Source organism: Arthrobacter sp. UYEF21, from assembly GCF_040546085.1.
Classification (GTDB): Bacteria; Actinomycetota; Actinomycetes; order Actinomycetales; family Micrococcaceae; genus Arthrobacter.
Genome location: NZ_JBEPNF010000018.1, coordinates 38,983 through 55,133 on the forward strand (window position 1 = coordinate 38,983; position 16,151 = coordinate 55,133).

Here is a 16,151-nt window from a genome sequence, read left to right on the forward strand (position 1 = left end):
CTGTGAGTGAAACTACCAAACCGGCCCCCTTCCCGTCTGAAACCGCTGTACCCAACGCAGACGCCGCGCTGCAGGACATCACGGTCCCGCCGTCGGCCGGGGGCCGGGCTTCGGCCACCGAAGCACCCGTCATCCCGCTCACCGGCCAGCCACGCCTGCTGGTACTCGACGGGCACTCCATGGCTTTCCGTGCTTTCTTCGCCCTGCCGGCGGACAAGTTCTCCACGGCCAACGGCCAGCACACCAACGCGATCCACGGTTTCACCTCCATGCTGATCAACCTGATCAAGGAGCAGAAGCCCACCCACATTGCGGTGGCCTTCGACGTCTCGGATGAGACCACGCACCGCAAGGCCGAGTACAGCGAGTACAAGGGCGGCCGCAACGAAACTCCCCGCGAGATGAGCGGCCAGATCGACCTCATCGATAAAGTGATGCAGGCCTGGGGCATCAAGACCATCAAATTGCCCGGCTTCGAAGCGGACGACATCCTGGCCACGCTCGCCGCCATGGGAGACAAGGCGGGCTTTGAGGTGCTGCTGGTTTCCGGCGACCGCGATGCTTTCCAGCTCATCACCGATAACGTATTCGTGCTGTATCCCAAGAAGGGTGTCAGTGACATACCCCGGATGGACGCCGCCGCCATCCAGGAAAAGTACTTCGTCACCCCCGCCCAGTACTCGGACCTGGCGGCCCTGGTAGGGGAGACAGCCGATAACCTCCCGGGAGTTCCCGGCGTCGGTCCTAAAACCGCCGCAAAATGGATCAACCTGTACGGCGGACTCGAGGGCGTGCTCGAGCACCTGGACGCAATCGGCGGGAAGGTGGGCGATGCCCTCCGCGCGAACGTCGAAGGCGTGAAACGCAACCGCCGGTTGAACCGTCTCCACACGGACCTGGAGCTTCCCGTCACCCTGGACGACCTCTATGAGCCCCGGCCGGACCAGGCGGCACTCGAGAACCTCTTCGACGAGCTGGAATTCAAGACGATCCGCACCCGCCTCTTCGCCCTGTACGGCGAAGAGGACACCCCCGCCGCGGAGCGGGAAACCCTCGACACGCCTGACTTCGTGACTCCTGCAGGGGCAGCAGACCTCAGCCTTTTCCTAGCGGCCGGGGACGGGCAGCGCTCAGCTGTCGCCATCGACCTGGTGCCGGGCCGCATCGGCGAGGACGCCGCCGCACTGGCCATCGTCCGTGACGATGCAGCCGTTTACATCGACCTCGCGGCACAGGATGCCGGCGCCGAAAACGTCCTGGCGGACTGGTTGCGGGACACAGCTGCCCCGAAGGTCATGCACGGCTACAAGGCTTCACTGAAGGCCCTCGCCAGCCGCGGCCTGGACTTGGAAGGCGTCGTGGATGACACGTCCATCTCGGGTTACCTGATCGAGCCGGACCGCCGCACTTATGAACTCGCCGAATTGGCCCAGCACCACCTCAACATCACCATCTCGTCCGCAACGTCCAAGGCGGGCCAGCTCGAACTGGCGTTCGACGGCGATGACGCCGCCAAAGCCGGTGCCCTTGTCCAGGCGGCTGCGGTGGTCCAGGCGCTCAGCCGCCACTTCGAAACCGAACTGACCGAGCGCAAGGCCGCTGACCTCCTCACCACCCTTGAGCTGCCCGTCAGCCGGGTCCTTGCCGTCATGGAAACCGCGGGAATCGCCGTCGACATGCAGCGCATGGACGAGCAGCTCGCTGACTTGTCCAAGGTGATCGACAACGCCCAGGAGCTCGCCTTCGCCGCCATCGGCCACGAGGTCAACCTGGGCTCGCCCAAACAGCTGCAAACGGTGCTCTTCGAAGAACTCCAGCTGCCGAAGACCAAAAAGATCAAGTCGGGCTACACCACCGATGCCGCCTCACTGAAGAACCTGCTGGAGAAGACCGGGCATGAATTCCTGGTCCAGCTGATGGCACACCGCGAATCGGCCAAACTGCGCCAGATGATCGAGTCCCTGAAGAAGTCCGTCACCGAGGACGGCCGGATCCACACCACCTATGCGCAGAACGTGGCGGCCACGGGCCGGATCTCCTCCAACAACCCGAACCTGCAGAACATCCCCATCCGCAGCGAGGAAGGCCGGCGCGTCCGCGGAGTCTTTGTGGTCAGCGACGGCTATGAGTGCCTCCTGTCTGCGGACTACTCGCAGATCGAAATGCGCATCATGGCGCACCTGTCGGGCGACGCCGGCCTGATCCAGGCCTACAAGGACGGCGAGGACCTGCACCGGTTTGTGGGGTCCAACATCTTCCACGTACCCATAGACGAGGTCACCAGCGCCATGCGCTCGAAGGTTAAGGCGATGTCCTACGGCCTCGCCTACGGTCTGACCTCCTTTGGGTTGTCCAAGCAGCTGGAAATTTCGGTGGATGAGGCGCGTACCCTGATGAAGGACTACTTCGACCGGTTCGGTGCCGTCCGTGACTACCTTCGCGGCGTAGTCGACCAGGCCCGGATCGATGGCTACACGGCCACCATCGAAGGCCGCCGCCGCTACCTCCCGGATCTCACCAGCACGGACCGGCAGCTGCGCGAAAACGCAGAACGCATTGCGTTGAACTCGCCCATCCAGGGATCGGCCGCGGATATCATCAAGCGCGCAATGCTCGGGGTGCAGGATGAACTGGCGGCCCAGGGCCTCAAATCGCGCATGCTGCTGCAGGTCCACGACGAACTGGTGCTTGAAGTCGCCGCCGGTGAACGGGAAACCGTTGAGCGGATCGTCACTGAACAGATGGGCTCCGCAGCGGACCTCAGCGTACCGCTGGATGTCCAGATCGGCGCCGGCCCCAGCTGGTACGGCGCCGGCCACTAGCCGCCAGGCGCGGGGTGCGTGTTGTCGCTGGCCAGGTCCCGGCGTCATTGGTTAGGCTCGGCCCTGTGGCTAAACTGCGAGATGACTACGAAATCCGGCGCTTCGACGCGGCAGCCCAGGGCGAGTCCGGCTATCCCGAAGCGGAAAGGTGGGTCAAGGCCGTCGCGTTCGGCTTCCACGAATCTACGCGCACCGCGGATCATGTGGCCCAGTCCCTGGCGACCTACCGGGCCGACCGGCGAGTCCTCACCGGCGCGTACCAGACCCGGGAGGTGGCGCCCGGGTCCCTCCCCGCGGACGTGCCGGTGGCCACCTTCGGCACCCTCCGCAAAACACTCAACATCGGCTTCGGCCGGATGCTCGAAACCCAGCTGGTCACCGCCGTGACAGTGCGGACCTCGCACCGGCGCCGCGGCCTGCTCCGACGCATGATGTCCGAGGACCTGGCACTGGCCAAGGGTGGCGGCCTGGCGATGGCAGCCCTGACGGCATCGGAGGGGTCTATCTACGGACGCTTCGGCTACGGTGTGGCCAGCTTTGAACGTACGGTGAAGGTGGACACCACCGCCCGGTTCCGGCTCAACCACCAGCCCATCGGCAGCGTGGACATTGCGGACCCGAGAGTGCTTCTGGACATCGCGCTGGAAGTTTTTGACCGAGTGCATCGCGTGACCCCGGGATCGATCGGCCGCCAGGACTGGTACCGCCAACTGGCTTCAGGTTCCCTGGCCCGCGACGGCAAGGATGACCCCGCCATCAAAGTGGCCCTGCACTACGGTCCGGACGGAGACGTGGACGGCTACGTGTCCTACAAATTCCTGGGCTGGGACACCGAGCCTCACACCATGCATGTGGTGGACCTCGTAGCCGCCACCCACGAGGCCTACCTGGAGCTCTGGCAGTTCCTCGCCGCCATCGATCTCGTCGAACGCATCACTTGGGAGGAAGCACCGCTGGATGACCCTCTCACATGGGCATTGGCCGATCCCCGCTGCATCGACTCCTCGGACAGCAGGGACATGCTGTGGCTCCGCATCCTGGACGTGGTCCAGGCGTTGGAAGCGCGGCATTACCCGGCGGATGGCCGGCTCGTGCTAGAAGTTATTGACCCTCTTGGCCTGACTGCTGGCACCTTTACCCTCGCAGTCAGTGGCGGTGAGGCCGCCGTCGAACGAGTTAAGACGGGGGCGGATCCGGACCTGACACTGGATGTCTCCGCCCTGTCATCAATTTATCTGGGTGCGGTCTGTCCGGTTACACTGACGGCGGCTGGGCGGATCCGCGAACGCAAGCATGGCGCGTCGCTCCAGGCTCGTGGGTTGTTCGCCGTGGAGCGCGCCGCCCACTGCCTGACCCATTTCTAGGAGCCCCTGCGTCATCAAAGGACTATCTGTGGCGAATACCCAAGCGCCGGAAATGCCAGACCGCCGGTCCTTGCTGCTCGGAATGGCTGGTTTGACGTCCGTAGCACTCTCGGGGTGCATGGCAACCGCCGACGCGGGGCAACAGGAAGAGCTCTCAACACCGGAGGCAACGCTCCTGGTGGATCCTGCCGCTCCCGCTCCCTCACGTACGGCCCCGGCGGAAGCCCCTACGGATGAGCCCCACCGTCCTGCGCCACCCACTAAGCAACAGATCATCGCTGAATTCAGTGCACGGAAGCCACAGGAGTGGGGGTTGCATGTCACAGGAGTGGTCACCAGGTCCGCTGCCGGGCAGATTGCGCTGACGCTGGATGCCTGCGGAGGCCCGGGCGGCACGGCGTGCGACCAGCAACTGCTGACGACGTTGCGGAAGCTCAATGTGCCGGCCACTTTGTTCCTCAACGAACGGTGGATCCAGGCAAACCCGGCACTGACGGCTGAGTTGGCCCGCGACCCCCTTTTTGAGCTCGCCAACCACGGATTCCTGCATCGTCCATTGTCCGTCAGCGGGAAATCTGCCTATGGCATCGCAGGAACAGCTGACATAAGCCAGGTCTATGACGAGGTCATGGGGAACCAGGCTGTCCTTCAGGACATCATCGGCCATGTTCCGGGGTTCTTCCGGCCCGGAACGGCGTACTTCGACGACGTCGCGGCCGCCATTACGCGCCGCCTGGGTCTTTTGCCGGTAAATTTCACGATCAATGGTGACGGCGGTGCCACGTTTGCACCGTCCACCGTGGCGGCCGAGGTCGGCAAGGCGCGAAACGGGGATATTGTGATTGCCCACTTCAACAAGCCCGGCAGCGCCACGGCCGCCGGGCTTGCCCAGGCCCTGCCCCGGCTCCTGGGGCAGGGTGCAACGTTTGGAAAACTGGGGGCGGTCCTGCCTTTATGAACTGCCCTGACTTTGACCCTTGTTGGCCGCTGCGACTAGACTAAACGGGCATGTACTACGTGCATGTTCTCTAAAATCCACAGAATCAGGATGGCCCGGCGGATCCCTTTGATCTGCCGTCACCTGCGTGTGCGTTCCATAACGCGCGTGCGGCGGTTTGCCTGACCGACATACTATCCACAACGGAGCCCCTACTACATGACCATCACCTCCACCGAGAAGCCCGGTACCCCCGTAGTCGCGATTAACGACATCGGTACCGCTGAGGACTTCCTCGCAGCAGTCGACGCCACCATCAAGTACTTCAACGACGGAGACCTCGTCGAAGGTACCGTCGTCAAGGTCGACCGCGATGAAGTTCTGCTCGACATCGGTTACAAGACCGAAGGTGTCATCCCCTCCCGCGAGCTGTCCATCAAGCACGATGTTGATCCCGGAGACGTTGTCTCCGTTGGCGATCAGGTCGAAGCCCTGGTGCTCACCAAGGAAGACAAAGAAGGCCGCCTGATCCTCTCCAAGAAGCGTGCTCAGTACGAGCGTGCCTGGGGCGACATCGAGAAGGTCAAGGAAGAAGACGGTGTCGTCACCGGTACCGTCATCGAGGTTGTCAAGGGTGGTCTTATCCTCGACATCGGTCTGCGCGGCTTCCTGCCCGCATCCCTCGTCGAGATGCGCCGTGTGCGCGACCTTGCTCCGTACATCGGTCAGCAGATCGAAGCCAAGATCATCGAGCTGGACAAGAACCGCAACAACGTTGTGCTGTCCCGCCGTGCATGGCTCGAGCAGACCCAGTCCGAGGTCCGCTCCACGTTCCTCAACAAGCTGGAAAAGGGCCAGGTCCGTCCCGGCGTTGTTTCCTCCATCGTCAACTTCGGTGCCTTCGTGGACCTGGGCGGCGTAGACGGCCTGGTTCACGTTTCCGAGCTGTCCTGGAAGCACATCGACCACCCGTCCGAGGTTGTCGAAGTTGGCCAGGAAGTCACCGTCGAGGTTCTCGAGGTGGACCTGGACCGCGAGCGTGTTTCCCTGTCGCTCAAGGCTACGCAGGAAGATCCGTGGCAGACCTTCGCCCGCACCCACGCCCTTGGCCAGGTTGTTCCGGGTAAGGTCACCAAGCTGGTTCCGTTCGGTGCGTTTGTCCGCGTCGAAGACGGCATCGAAGGCCTGGTCCACATCTCCGAGCTGGCAGTCCGCCACGTGGAGCTGGCCGAGCAGGTTGTCTCCGTTGGCGACGAGCTGTTCGTCAAGGTCATCGACATCGACCTGGAACGCCGCCGCATCTCGCTGTCCCTCAAGCAGGCCAACGAGGGCGTCGACGCCGACAGCACCGAATTCGATCCGGCTCTCTACGGCATGGCCGCCGAGTACGACGAAGAGGGCAACTACAAGTACCCCGAGGGCTTCGATCCGGAGTCCAACGAGTGGCTTGAAGGCTACGAGAACCAGCGCGCCGCCTGGGAGCAGCAGTACGCTGACGCCCAGACCCGTTGGGAAGCCCACAAGAAGCAGGTTACCCAACACGCTGCCGACGACGCTGCAGCTGCAACGTCGGGTGACAGCGATTCCGGCACCACCAGCTACTCTTCGGAGCCCGCTGCCGAGTCCAACGCCGGTGCAGGAACGCTTGCATCCGACGAGGCTCTCGCCGCTCTGCGCGAAAAGCTGACCGGCAACTAATTGCCACCGGCCCGGAACTTCCCGGGCCAACCCAGTGGGCCCCTGCGAAGGCAGGGGCCCTCTGGCGTTAACAGGCCCACCTGGGGGCAATAATCGCCTTCACCCGTACGTTTCGGCGCGCTTACTGGAAGTCAGCTGAAAGCACGACGACGGCACTCACCCCGCCGTCGCCGTCGTGCGTCAGGACGGCACCCGCAGCGCGGAGGAGGCGCTGGGCGGCAGAGTTGCCGGCGGTAGTTTGGGCTGTGACCGCCCGCAGCCCGGCCCGGCGGGCCGCCGCCAAAACCAATGCCATGGCCGCTGTGCCGATGCCGCATCGCCGAAAGCTGTGGGCCAGCCAGATGCCCGTCTCCGCCGTCCGGTTGTCCGCCGTGAGTTTCAGCCTGACCGAACCAGCCGGACTTCCATCGCACAGCACCACCCAGCTTTTCTCCCCGGCCGGCCCGCGCAGGCCGGAGGAGGCTGCCCGGTGGTAGGCGCGGAACCAGTTGAGGCGTTCGGAGTTCCAGCCCGGCACGCTGCCAAGCGGCGGCGTGACTTCGTCAGCGGCGGCGTCACTCATGGCCAGTACGAGGAGCGGTCCCAGCAGTGTTTCGTGCACGTCAGCGAGGGTGATCTCAGGGGATTGCGACATCGACCCACTCCGTTGCTCCGGGCCTGAGCCCTGCCTTCCCGGCTGTCAGGGACAGGACGCGGTCCGAGGCAGCGCTGATCTCGGCAGGATCATCCGGGATGGCAACGCGGAGGACCGTCTCCTGTGCGCCGTAGCTGGTTTCCGCCATCACAAAGCCGGCCGCGCGGAGGTCATTTTCGAGCCGGCCGGCGGCGCCATGCGGAACGGCCGCCTCAAAGATCCGCAGCCGGCGGCGCCGGACCAGCGGTGCGCGTTCGAGGGCGGCGGACACCGATTCCGAATAAGCGCGCACCAATCCACCCGCGCCCAGCAGGATGCCGCCGAAATAGCGTACGACGACGGCGCTGACGTCGCTGAGGTCCGTCACTCCTGCTACGGCCTCCCGTTTAAGGATCGCCTCCAGCATGGGAATGCCGGCGGTGCCTGAGGGTTCGCCGTCGTCATTGGAACGCTGACTGTGCCGGTCAGGCCCGATGACGAAGGCCGAGCAGTGGTGGCGTGCGTCGTGGAACTCGCGCCGCAGACCGGACACAAGATCTCGTGCGGTCTCCTCACTGTCGGCACGGCGAAGCACCGTGATGAACCTGGACCGTTTGATCTCCATCTCGTGGCGGAAGTCCGGTCCTGCCGCGAGCGTGGTGTAGGACGTGGCCCGGCTCTCTTGCTCTTGCACCGCCCAAGTCTATTGCCGGACTAGGCTGGTGGGGTGCTGAAAATCGGTTTGACGGGCGGCATCGCCTCAGGGAAGTCCGTGGTTGCTTCACGCCTGAGGGAGCTCGGTGCGGTGCTGGTGGACGCCGACGCACTGGCGCGGGAGGTAGTTGAGCCCGGCACGCCCGGACTGGCCAGCGTGGTGGCAGCGTTTGGGGTGGACGTGCTTGACGCCGGCGGCCGGCTGGATCGCGCCAGGCTGGGCGCGGTGGTGTTTGGCAATCCCACCCAGCTGGCTGTGCTCAATGGCATTGTGCATCCGCTGGTCCGCGAAGCGGCGGCCGGGATCATCGCGCAGGCTCCGGACGGCGCCGTCGTGGTGCAGGACATCCCGTTGCTGGTGGAGACGGGGCAGGCCGGCAACTTCCATCTGGTGCTGGTGGTGGACGCACCCGACGACGTCCGGATCGCCCGCATGCTCATCCACCGCGGGATGACGCGGGAGGAAGCGGCGTCACGCATGGCGGCGCAGGCCGCACGTGCCGACCGGCTGGCCGCGGCGGACGTGGTCCTGGACAATTCCGGGTCCATGGACTCGCTGCTGGCGCAGGTAAACCGGCTCTGGGCTGGCCGGCTGGTGCCTTTTGCGGACAATATCCGGCGTGGCGTGAGAGCGGCCAGGGGAGGCACCGCAGTCTTGTCGGCGCCGCGGGAGGACTGGGCGGCGCAGGCCGCCCGGCTGGGCTCCCGGATCTGCGCCGCAGTACCTGGTGACGTTCTGGCAGTAGACCACATTGGGTCCACCGCAGTGCCCGGCCTCGCAGCAAAAGACGTAATAGACCTCCAGGTCACGGTGGCGGACCTTAATGCCGCGGACAGGATTGCATTGCAGTTAGCGGCCGCGGGCTTCCCAGTGGTGCCGGGCGCCGGCTTCGACACCCCGAAACCGACGGACCCCGACCCGACGCAGTGGCAGAAGCGCTTCCACGCCAACGCGGACCCTGGCCGTGATGTGAACGTGCACGTCCGGTCAGCCGGATCGGCCGGTTGGCGCTACGCGCTGCTGTTCCGCGACTGGCTCAGGAAGGACCCGGAAGCCGCCACCTTGTATGCGGACCATAAGCGCGCTTTGACCGAACAGTTTGCCGGCACCCGGGGCACCCGGGCGTATGCGGAAGCGAAAGAGCCATGGTTCACCGACGTCGCCTGGCCACGCATGGACGGCTGGGCGGCGCGCACGGGCTGGCAGCCGCCGTCGTACGTCCCTTGATCCCGCCATCCGTGGGCGGGACTGTTCGCCGGTAACGGATACCGGCCGGACTGTCGGTCCCCGGTTGTAGATTAGATGCATGAGCCTTGCGCAGGATATCAACCGTGTAGTCGCGCCCTTCGAGGTCATTAGTGAATTCCAGCCCGCCGGTGACCAGCCAGCTGCCATCGCCGAACTGACGGAGCGCATCAGGAACGGCGAAAAAGACGTAGTCCTGCTGGGTGCCACGGGCACCGGCAAGAGCGCCACTACCGCCTGGCTGATAGAACAGATCCAGCGGCCCACCCTGGTCATGGTCCAGAACAAGACCCTGGCAGCCCAGCTCGCCAACGAATTCCGTGAGCTGCTGCCCAACAACGCGGTGGAGTACTTCGTCTCCTACTACGACTACTACCAGCCCGAAGCGTACGTGGCTCAGACGGACACCTTCATAGAGAAGGACTCCTCCATCAACGAGGAAGTCGAAAGGCTCCGCCACTCCGCCACCAACGCCCTGCTGACAAGGCGGGACGTCATCGTCGTCGCCACGGTGTCCTGCATCTACGGCCTGGGCACCCCTGAAGAGTACATTGCCGGGATGGTCACGCTCCGCAAGGGGGCGGAGATGAACCGCGATGACCTGCTCCGGAAATTCGTCTCCATGCAATATGCGAGAAACGACATGGACTTTCACCGCGGGACGTTCCGGGTCCGCGGCGACACCGTGGAAATCATCCCGATGTACGAGGAGCTTGCCATCCGGATCGAGTTCTTTGGGGATGAGATTGAGAACATCCATACTCTCCACCCGCTGACCGGCGAGGTGATCCGGGACGAAGAGGAAATGTACGTCTTCCCGGCCTCGCACTATGTGGCCGGCCCCGAGCGGATGGCCCGGGCCATCAAGCGGATCGAGGACGAACTGGCCGAACGGCTGCAGGTCCTGGAAAGCCAGAACAAGCTGGTGGAAGCCCAGCGGCTCCGGATGCGCACCACCTACGACCTTGAAATGATGCAGCAGATGGGCTTCTGCAACGGCATCGAGAACTACTCGTCGCACATTGACGGCCGTGCACTGGGGACCGCCCCGCACTGCCTCATTGACTACTTCCCGGACGACTTCCTGCTGGTGATCGATGAATCCCACGTCACCGTGCCGCAGATCGGCGCCATGTACGAGGGAGATATGTCCCGCAAGCGCAACCTGGTGGACTTCGGCTTCCGCCTGCCGTCGGCCATGGACAACCGCCCGCTCAAATGGGACGAATTCCTCGACCGCACGGGCCAGACCGTCTACCTGTCGGCCACGCCCGGCAAGTACGAACTGGGCAAGGCCGACGGCTTCGTGCAGCAGATCATCCGGCCCACCGGCCTGATCGACCCCGAAGTGGTGGTCAAGCCCACCAAGGGCCAGATCGATGACCTCCTGGGTGAGATCAAGACACGGTCAGCGAAGAACGAACGCGTCCTGGTCACCACGCTCACCAAGCGGATGGCGGAGGACCTCACCGACTACCTCGTGGGCCACGGCATCAAGGTGGAGTACCTGCATTCCGACGTCGACACCCTCCGCCGGGTGGAACTCCTCCGTGAACTCCGGATGGGTGTCTTTGATGTCCTGGTAGGCATTAACCTGCTCCGCGAGGGCCTTGACCTCCCCGAAGTCTCACTGGTGAGCATCCTGGATGCGGACAAGGAAGGCTTCCTGCGGTCTTCCACCTCGCTGATCCAGACCATCGGCCGCGCGGCCCGGAACGTCTCGGGACAGGTTCACATGTATGCCGACCGCATCACAGATTCGATGGCCCACGCCATCGATGAAACCAACCGGCGCCGAGCCATCCAGGTGGCTTACAACACGGAAAAGGGCATTGATCCGCAACCGTTGCGGAAGAAGATTGCTGACATTACCGACCAGCTGGCCAAAGAAGATGCCGACACCCAGGAGCTGCTGAACAACAACCGGCTGGCGAAGGGCGGCAAGCGTGGCAAGTCGGCGGCCAAGGGCGCAGCACAGGTGCGCAAGGACGGCCTCGCGGCGGCGCCGGCGGAAGACCTGGTAGGTCTTATCGAACAGCTCACCGAACAGATGCACGGCGCAGCCGCCGAGCTGCAGTTCGAGGTGGCCGCGAGGATCCGCGACGAAGTCGGCGAACTCAAGAAGGAACTCCGCCAGATGCAGGCGGCCGGGCACGCTTAGCTGCCTGCTGTACAGTTAATGTCACGTAGGGGAGTATCCCAAGCGCTACGATCGTCAACACGCCAGGCACAGTTGCCTGGCCGGGCGTAGCGGGTCGCCAATTCAGCACCAAGTGCGCAGGCTGGCCGGAGAGACTTACACCACTTCTCTGTGCCCTGCGAAAGGTTACCCCGTGCTCGATTTGCCCGTGTGGTTCGAGGTCGGCTCCCTTGTCGTCCTCGGCCTGATAATTCTCCTCGACCTTCTGATGGTTGTCCGACGCCCCCACGAACCTTCCATGAAGGAAGCCGGCTTGTGGGTGGCGTTCTACGTGACCCTCGCCCTGGTGTTCGCCGGTGCCATGTTTGCCTTCACCGGTCCTGAATTCGGTGGCCAGTTCGTCGCCGGCTGGGTGACGGAATACAGCCTGAGCATCGACAACCTGTTTGTCTTCATCATCATCATGGCCAGGTTCTCCGTACCGCGGAAGTATCAGCAGGAAGTCCTCATGGTGGGCATCATCATCGCGCTGATCCTGCGCGGCATCTTCATCCTGCTCGGCGCCATCGTGATCGAGCAGTTCAGCTGGGTGTTCTACATCTTCGGCGCGTTCCTGCTCTGGACTGCGTGGAAGCAGGCCCAGGATGAAGGTGAGGACGAAGAGGACAAGGAAAACCCGCTGATCGCTCGCATCCGCAAGATCATCCCCATGTCGGAGAAGTTCGATGAGGGCAAGCTGCGCACCACCCTGAACGGCAAAAAGGTCTTCACGCCCATGCTGATCGTGTTCATCACCATCGGCCTGACGGACCTCCTCTTCGCAGTTGACTCGATTCCAGCCATCTTCGGCCTGACGCAGAGCCCGTTCATCGTGTTCACCGCCAACCTGTTCGCCCTCATGGGCCTGCGCCAGCTGTACTTCCTGCTGGGCGGCCTCATGAACCGCCTCATCTACTTGAAGCATGCGCTGTCCTTCATCCTGGCGTTCATCGGGGTGAAGCTGGTGCTGCACGCCATGCACGTCAACGAACTGCCGTTCATCAACGGTGGCAACCACATTGAATGGGCCCCGGAGATTCCGACCTTCGTCTCCCTGGCCGTGATTGTGGGTACCATCATCGTCGCCGTGATCGCCAGCCTCATGAGCTCCAAGGCACAGACGGCCCACCTGGACACCCGCCTCGAGGAAGACGCCAAGAAGAGCTTCAGCGAAAGCGAGTAGGCGTTCGCTAAACCCTGTTTGTCCCAGCAATCCCGGCCGCAGTGGCCGGGATTGCTGGGCTTAATTCCCCCTCCGGGAGCGGGGGACTATGCTCGGACCATGACCCGCATCCTCATGACGGACAGCGGCGTACGCCAGGTGCAGCGGCGCACCATTGTGCTGCTGAGTGTGGCCCAGATCTTCGGTGGCATCGGAACCGGAGCCACCGTATCCATCGGTTCGATCCTGGCCGTGGAGCTCTCAGGTTCCGGTGTCTGGGCGGGGGCCGTGGCCACTCTCATGACTTTGGGCGCCGCCCTGGCCGCCCTGCCACTGGCGTCGCTGGCAGACCGCCGCGGCCGCCGGATCGGCCAGGTCACGGGGCTTTCCGCTGCCTTGGCGGGCACGGTGCTGATCGTGCTGGCCGTGGTCTCCGGCTTATTCGTGCTGCTGGTGCTCGGGGCGTTGGGCATCGGAGTGGGCACCGCGGCCAGCCTGCAGGCGCGCTTTGCCGCTGTTGACCTTGCGGACGCCGAACACCGCGGCAGGGCATTGTCCGCCGTCGTGTGGGCTGTGACGGTAGGCGCCGTAGCGGGACCCAACCTGATTCAGCCCGGCACGGTCGTAGGGCAGGCTCTCGGACTGCCGCCCGTTGCCGGACCATTCGTGATCTCCGCGGCCGGTCTCCTGCTGGCCATCGTGCTGATCTTCACCGGCCTCAGGCCGGACCCCCTTCTGTTCGCCCGGGAGATCGCCGCCATGGACCTGGCTGGTGGGGGACTGGCTGCGGGGGACCTCGCCGGCCAGCCAGCCGGAGCCGATCAGGGGACTCCGGCCACCGCAGTCGCTCATCAGGGCATGACCCCCCGCAGTGCGCGCGGGGGGACGCTGGTGCGCGGGCTGCGGGCGGTCCGCCAGTCTAAACCGGCGCTCCTGGCGTTAGCCGCCGTCGTCGGAGCGAATGCGGTAATGGTGGGGGTGATGTCCATGACCCCGCTGCATCTGCAGGAGCTGGTCGCCGGGCCCGGCGCCACCCATGCCGGGCATGCTGCCTCCGGCGATGTACTGGTGATCATCGGTTTTACTATTTCACTGCATATCGCGGGCATGTTCGCCCTGTCACCGGTCATGGGCTGGCTGACGGACAAGGCAGGCCGGACGGAGACCATTATGATCGGCTTCTCCACGCTGCTCGCCGCTGTTGCCGTCGCAGGATTTGGCCAGGCATCCACCGTAGCCGTAGCTGTGGGACTGGTCCTGCTGGGCATGGGCTGGTCCGCGGCCACGATTTCCGCCTCTACCCTACTGGCGGAGAGCGTAGGCCAGGAGTCCCGCGTGGTGGTCCAGGGCGTGTCGGACATGCTGATGGGCGCAGCCGGGGCGGTTGGCGGAGCCAGCGCCGGGCTGATCCTCAGCTGGGCCGGTTACCTGGGGCTGAACATGGCAGGAGCCCTCGTGGGAGCCGTCGTACTGACCGTTGCATTCGTGGCCCTGGTGGCACGGCGGCGCAGTGAATCCGCTGGCTCAGTTGGCGGCTGAACTGCCGGCAGAGCGCACCATCCCCAGCAGACGGCCAAAAATTGCCTCGCCGTCGTCGGCTATTCCGTCATGATGGAAGTCCGCAGTCTCCCAGACCTGGAGTCCCCGGACGGAAGCCGCCGTTTCCAGGGACAGATCGCGGTCCACGTAGATGTCGTCCCGGTAGACGGCAGCGGCAACGGGCACGCTGTTGGCGGCCAGCTGCACAGCGTCGTACAGCGGCTTCCAGTCGGTCTTGGCAGCGAGCAGCTGAGCTACCCCCTGCAGCGGTCTCAACGCGGGATCCTGCTCGAAGTACCACGGATACACCATCTCGCCGGTCAACAGCAGCGGCTCGGCCGCCGGACGGAACTCCGGGTATTCGGCCAGGACGCGCCAGGCAGCCCAGTTGCTCGCCTGACCCTGGCCGTAGATCGACTCGTGCATCAGGGCATACAGCGGGTTGGCCAGGCGGGACACGATTCCCTGAACCTGCGCCAGGAAGGCATCGGAGAGCCGGGTCCCCTGCGGAGTGCCGGTGAAGGCGTCTTCGAGCAGGTAGTGCAGGCCGTCCACCCGGGTGTTTCCGCCCAGGAACGCGCCCACCATCTGGAACCGTTCCACAGTGAGCCGGCCGCCGTCGGGCAGGAACTCTTCTGTCTGCCGAAGGTGCTTGGCGATCCGGTCCACCGTCCGGCGGTCCTCCGGATACCACGCGAAGTACTCGGTATTGCGTGCCGCGACACGGGCGAAGGTGGCGCGGTAGACGTCGTCGGCATGACCTGCGAGCGGCGCCAGACCGCCGGTGATGAGGGCTTCCTTCACCCCTGCGGGGGCGAAGGACAGGTAAGTCAGGGCGCAGAATCCGCCGTAGCTTTGCCCGTAGATGCTCCACGGGCGGGAGCCGAGCGCTGACCGGACGAGTTCCGCGTCGGCCACGATGGAATCCGCACGGAAGTGTTCAAGGTAGGCGGCCTGTGCCTCCGCCGTCCCCAGCGACGGAAGGGTGTTCCGGTCGATGGGGGTGGACAGGCCGGTGCCGCGCTGGTCCAGCATCAGGATCCGGAAGCCCCTGGCCGCTGCCTTGCTCCAGCCGCCCAGCGTCGCCAGCCTGTTGCCGCGGCCGCCCGGGCCGCCCTGTAAGTACAGCAGCCAGGGGAGGTCCTGGGCCTCAGCCTCGGTGTGATCTGACGAGACATATTCACGGGCGAACACAGTGATGGTGTCCGGCGCGGTGCTGCTGCCGGCTGACGCCGGGGCAAAGTGGTCCAGCGGCACGGTGAAGTAGTGCTCGGCCGTCCGCATGCCCCGGAATTCGTGGCGGGCCTTGACCGTATGCCGGACAGGGTGTTGCGTTCGGGCGGCTTCGAGGGATGTCGCCTGCTCAGGCACGGGCCGCTGCCGGGATGTCAGCGCCAAAGGCCGCCAGCGCATCGCCGGTCAGCCGGAACGTTGACCAGCCGTCCATGGGACGGGCGCCGAGGCTCCGGTAGAAGTTGATGGACGGTTCGTTCCAGTCCAAAACGCTCCATTCCACCCGGGCGTAGCCGTTTTCGACGGCGGTGGCGGCCAGGTGCTTCAGGAGCGCCTTGCCGTGGCCTTCGCCGCGGGCGTGCGGGCTGACGTAGAGGTCCTCCAGGTAGAGGCCATGGACGCCTTCCCATGTGGAGTAGTTCAGGAACCAGAGCGCGAACCCCTGGACCTCGCCCACGGCATTTTCCGCCATGGTGGCAAACACCCGAGGATTATCGTCAAAGAGGACCTCAGCCAGCATCTCCGGGGTGTTGCGGACGGCCTCAGGTTCCTTCTCGTAGATGGCCAGTTCGTGGATCATCTGCAGGATGGCGGGGACGTCTTGCCGGGTGGCGGGGCGGATTACACTCATGGCTCGAGTTTAC

12 protein-coding genes are annotated in these 16,151 nt (G+C 64.6%); 8 read left to right on the forward strand and 4 right to left on the reverse strand.

Going from position 1 to position 16,151, the window contains the following annotated elements:
• Positions 1–2 precede the first annotated feature (2 nt).
• The 4 genes from polA (at position 3) to rpsA (ending at position 6,821) form a co-directional block, all read left to right on the forward strand.
• Positions 3–2,822 carry a DNA polymerase I gene (polA, locus tag ABIB27_RS16465; protein ID WP_354217022.1) on the forward strand — a complete coding sequence of 940 codons (2,820 nt, stop codon included), beginning with the start codon at positions 3–5 and terminating at the stop codon, positions 2,820–2,822.
• A 74-nt stretch (positions 2,823–2,896) separates the two neighbouring features.
• Positions 2,897–4,186, forward strand: a complete 1,290-nt coding sequence (locus tag ABIB27_RS16470) for a GNAT family N-acetyltransferase (protein WP_354217080.1) — start codon at positions 2,897–2,899, stop codon at positions 4,184–4,186.
• A gap of 118 nt (positions 4,187–4,304) precedes the next feature.
• Positions 4,305–5,144 carry a polysaccharide deacetylase family protein gene (locus ABIB27_RS16475; RefSeq protein WP_354254289.1) on the forward strand — a complete coding sequence of 280 codons (840 nt, stop codon included), beginning with the start codon at positions 4,305–4,307 and terminating at the stop codon, positions 5,142–5,144.
• Positions 5,145–5,342: 198 nt separating this feature from the next.
• Positions 5,343–6,821, forward strand: a complete 1,479-nt coding sequence (gene rpsA / locus ABIB27_RS16480) for a 30S ribosomal protein S1 (protein ID WP_050687814.1) — start codon at positions 5,343–5,345, stop codon at positions 6,819–6,821.
• 121 nt (positions 6,822–6,942) lie between these two features.
• Here rpsA and ABIB27_RS16485 read toward each other — a convergent pair whose 3' ends face one another.
• Entirely contained in the window at positions 6,943–7,455 is a 513-nt protein-coding gene (locus ABIB27_RS16485; protein WP_354217020.1) for a GNAT family N-acetyltransferase, read from the reverse strand.
• Positions 7,439–8,128, reverse strand: coding sequence for an IMPACT family protein (locus tag ABIB27_RS16490; protein ID WP_354217019.1), 690 nt, complete (start codon positions 8,126–8,128; stop codon positions 7,439–7,441). Before ABIB27_RS16490 ends, ABIB27_RS16485 begins: the two co-directional genes overlap by 17 nt.
• 33 nt (positions 8,129–8,161) lie before the next feature.
• Between ABIB27_RS16490 and coaE the strand changes: the two genes are divergently transcribed.
• The 4 genes from coaE (at position 8,162) to ABIB27_RS16510 (ending at position 14,274) form a co-directional block, all read left to right on the forward strand.
• Positions 8,162–9,376: a dephospho-CoA kinase gene (coaE, locus tag ABIB27_RS16495; protein ID WP_354217018.1), complete on the forward strand. Its 1,215-nt coding sequence runs from the start codon at positions 8,162–8,164 to the stop codon at positions 9,374–9,376.
• A gap of 79 nt (positions 9,377–9,455) precedes the next feature.
• The gene (gene uvrB / locus ABIB27_RS16500) at positions 9,456–11,555 is read left to right on the forward strand and encodes an excinuclease ABC subunit UvrB (RefSeq protein WP_354254291.1); all 2,100 of its coding nucleotides are present in this window, start codon (positions 9,456–9,458) and stop codon (positions 11,553–11,555) included.
• Between the two features lie 172 nt (positions 11,556–11,727).
• Complete coding sequence (locus ABIB27_RS16505; RefSeq protein WP_354217016.1) at positions 11,728–12,756, forward strand: TerC family protein; 1,029 nt, start codon at positions 11,728–11,730, stop codon at positions 12,754–12,756.
• Between the two features lie 99 nt (positions 12,757–12,855).
• Positions 12,856–14,274 (forward strand): MFS transporter, encoded by a 1,419-nt coding sequence (locus tag ABIB27_RS16510; RefSeq protein ID WP_354217015.1) that lies wholly within the window; start codon positions 12,856–12,858, stop codon positions 14,272–14,274.
• Here ABIB27_RS16510 and ABIB27_RS16515 read toward each other — a convergent pair.
• Positions 14,260–15,558 carry an alpha/beta fold hydrolase gene (locus ABIB27_RS16515; protein ID WP_354217078.1) on the reverse strand — a complete coding sequence of 433 codons (1,299 nt, stop codon included), beginning with the start codon at positions 15,556–15,558 and terminating at the stop codon, positions 14,260–14,262. The two genes, ABIB27_RS16510 and ABIB27_RS16515, sit on opposite strands and share 15 nt — an antisense overlap.
• Positions 15,559–15,637: 79 nt before the next feature.
• Positions 15,638–16,138: a GNAT family N-acetyltransferase gene (locus tag ABIB27_RS16520; protein ID WP_354217014.1), complete on the reverse strand. Its 501-nt coding sequence runs from the start codon at positions 16,136–16,138 to the stop codon at positions 15,638–15,640.
• Between the last annotated feature and the right edge of the window lie 13 nt (positions 16,139–16,151).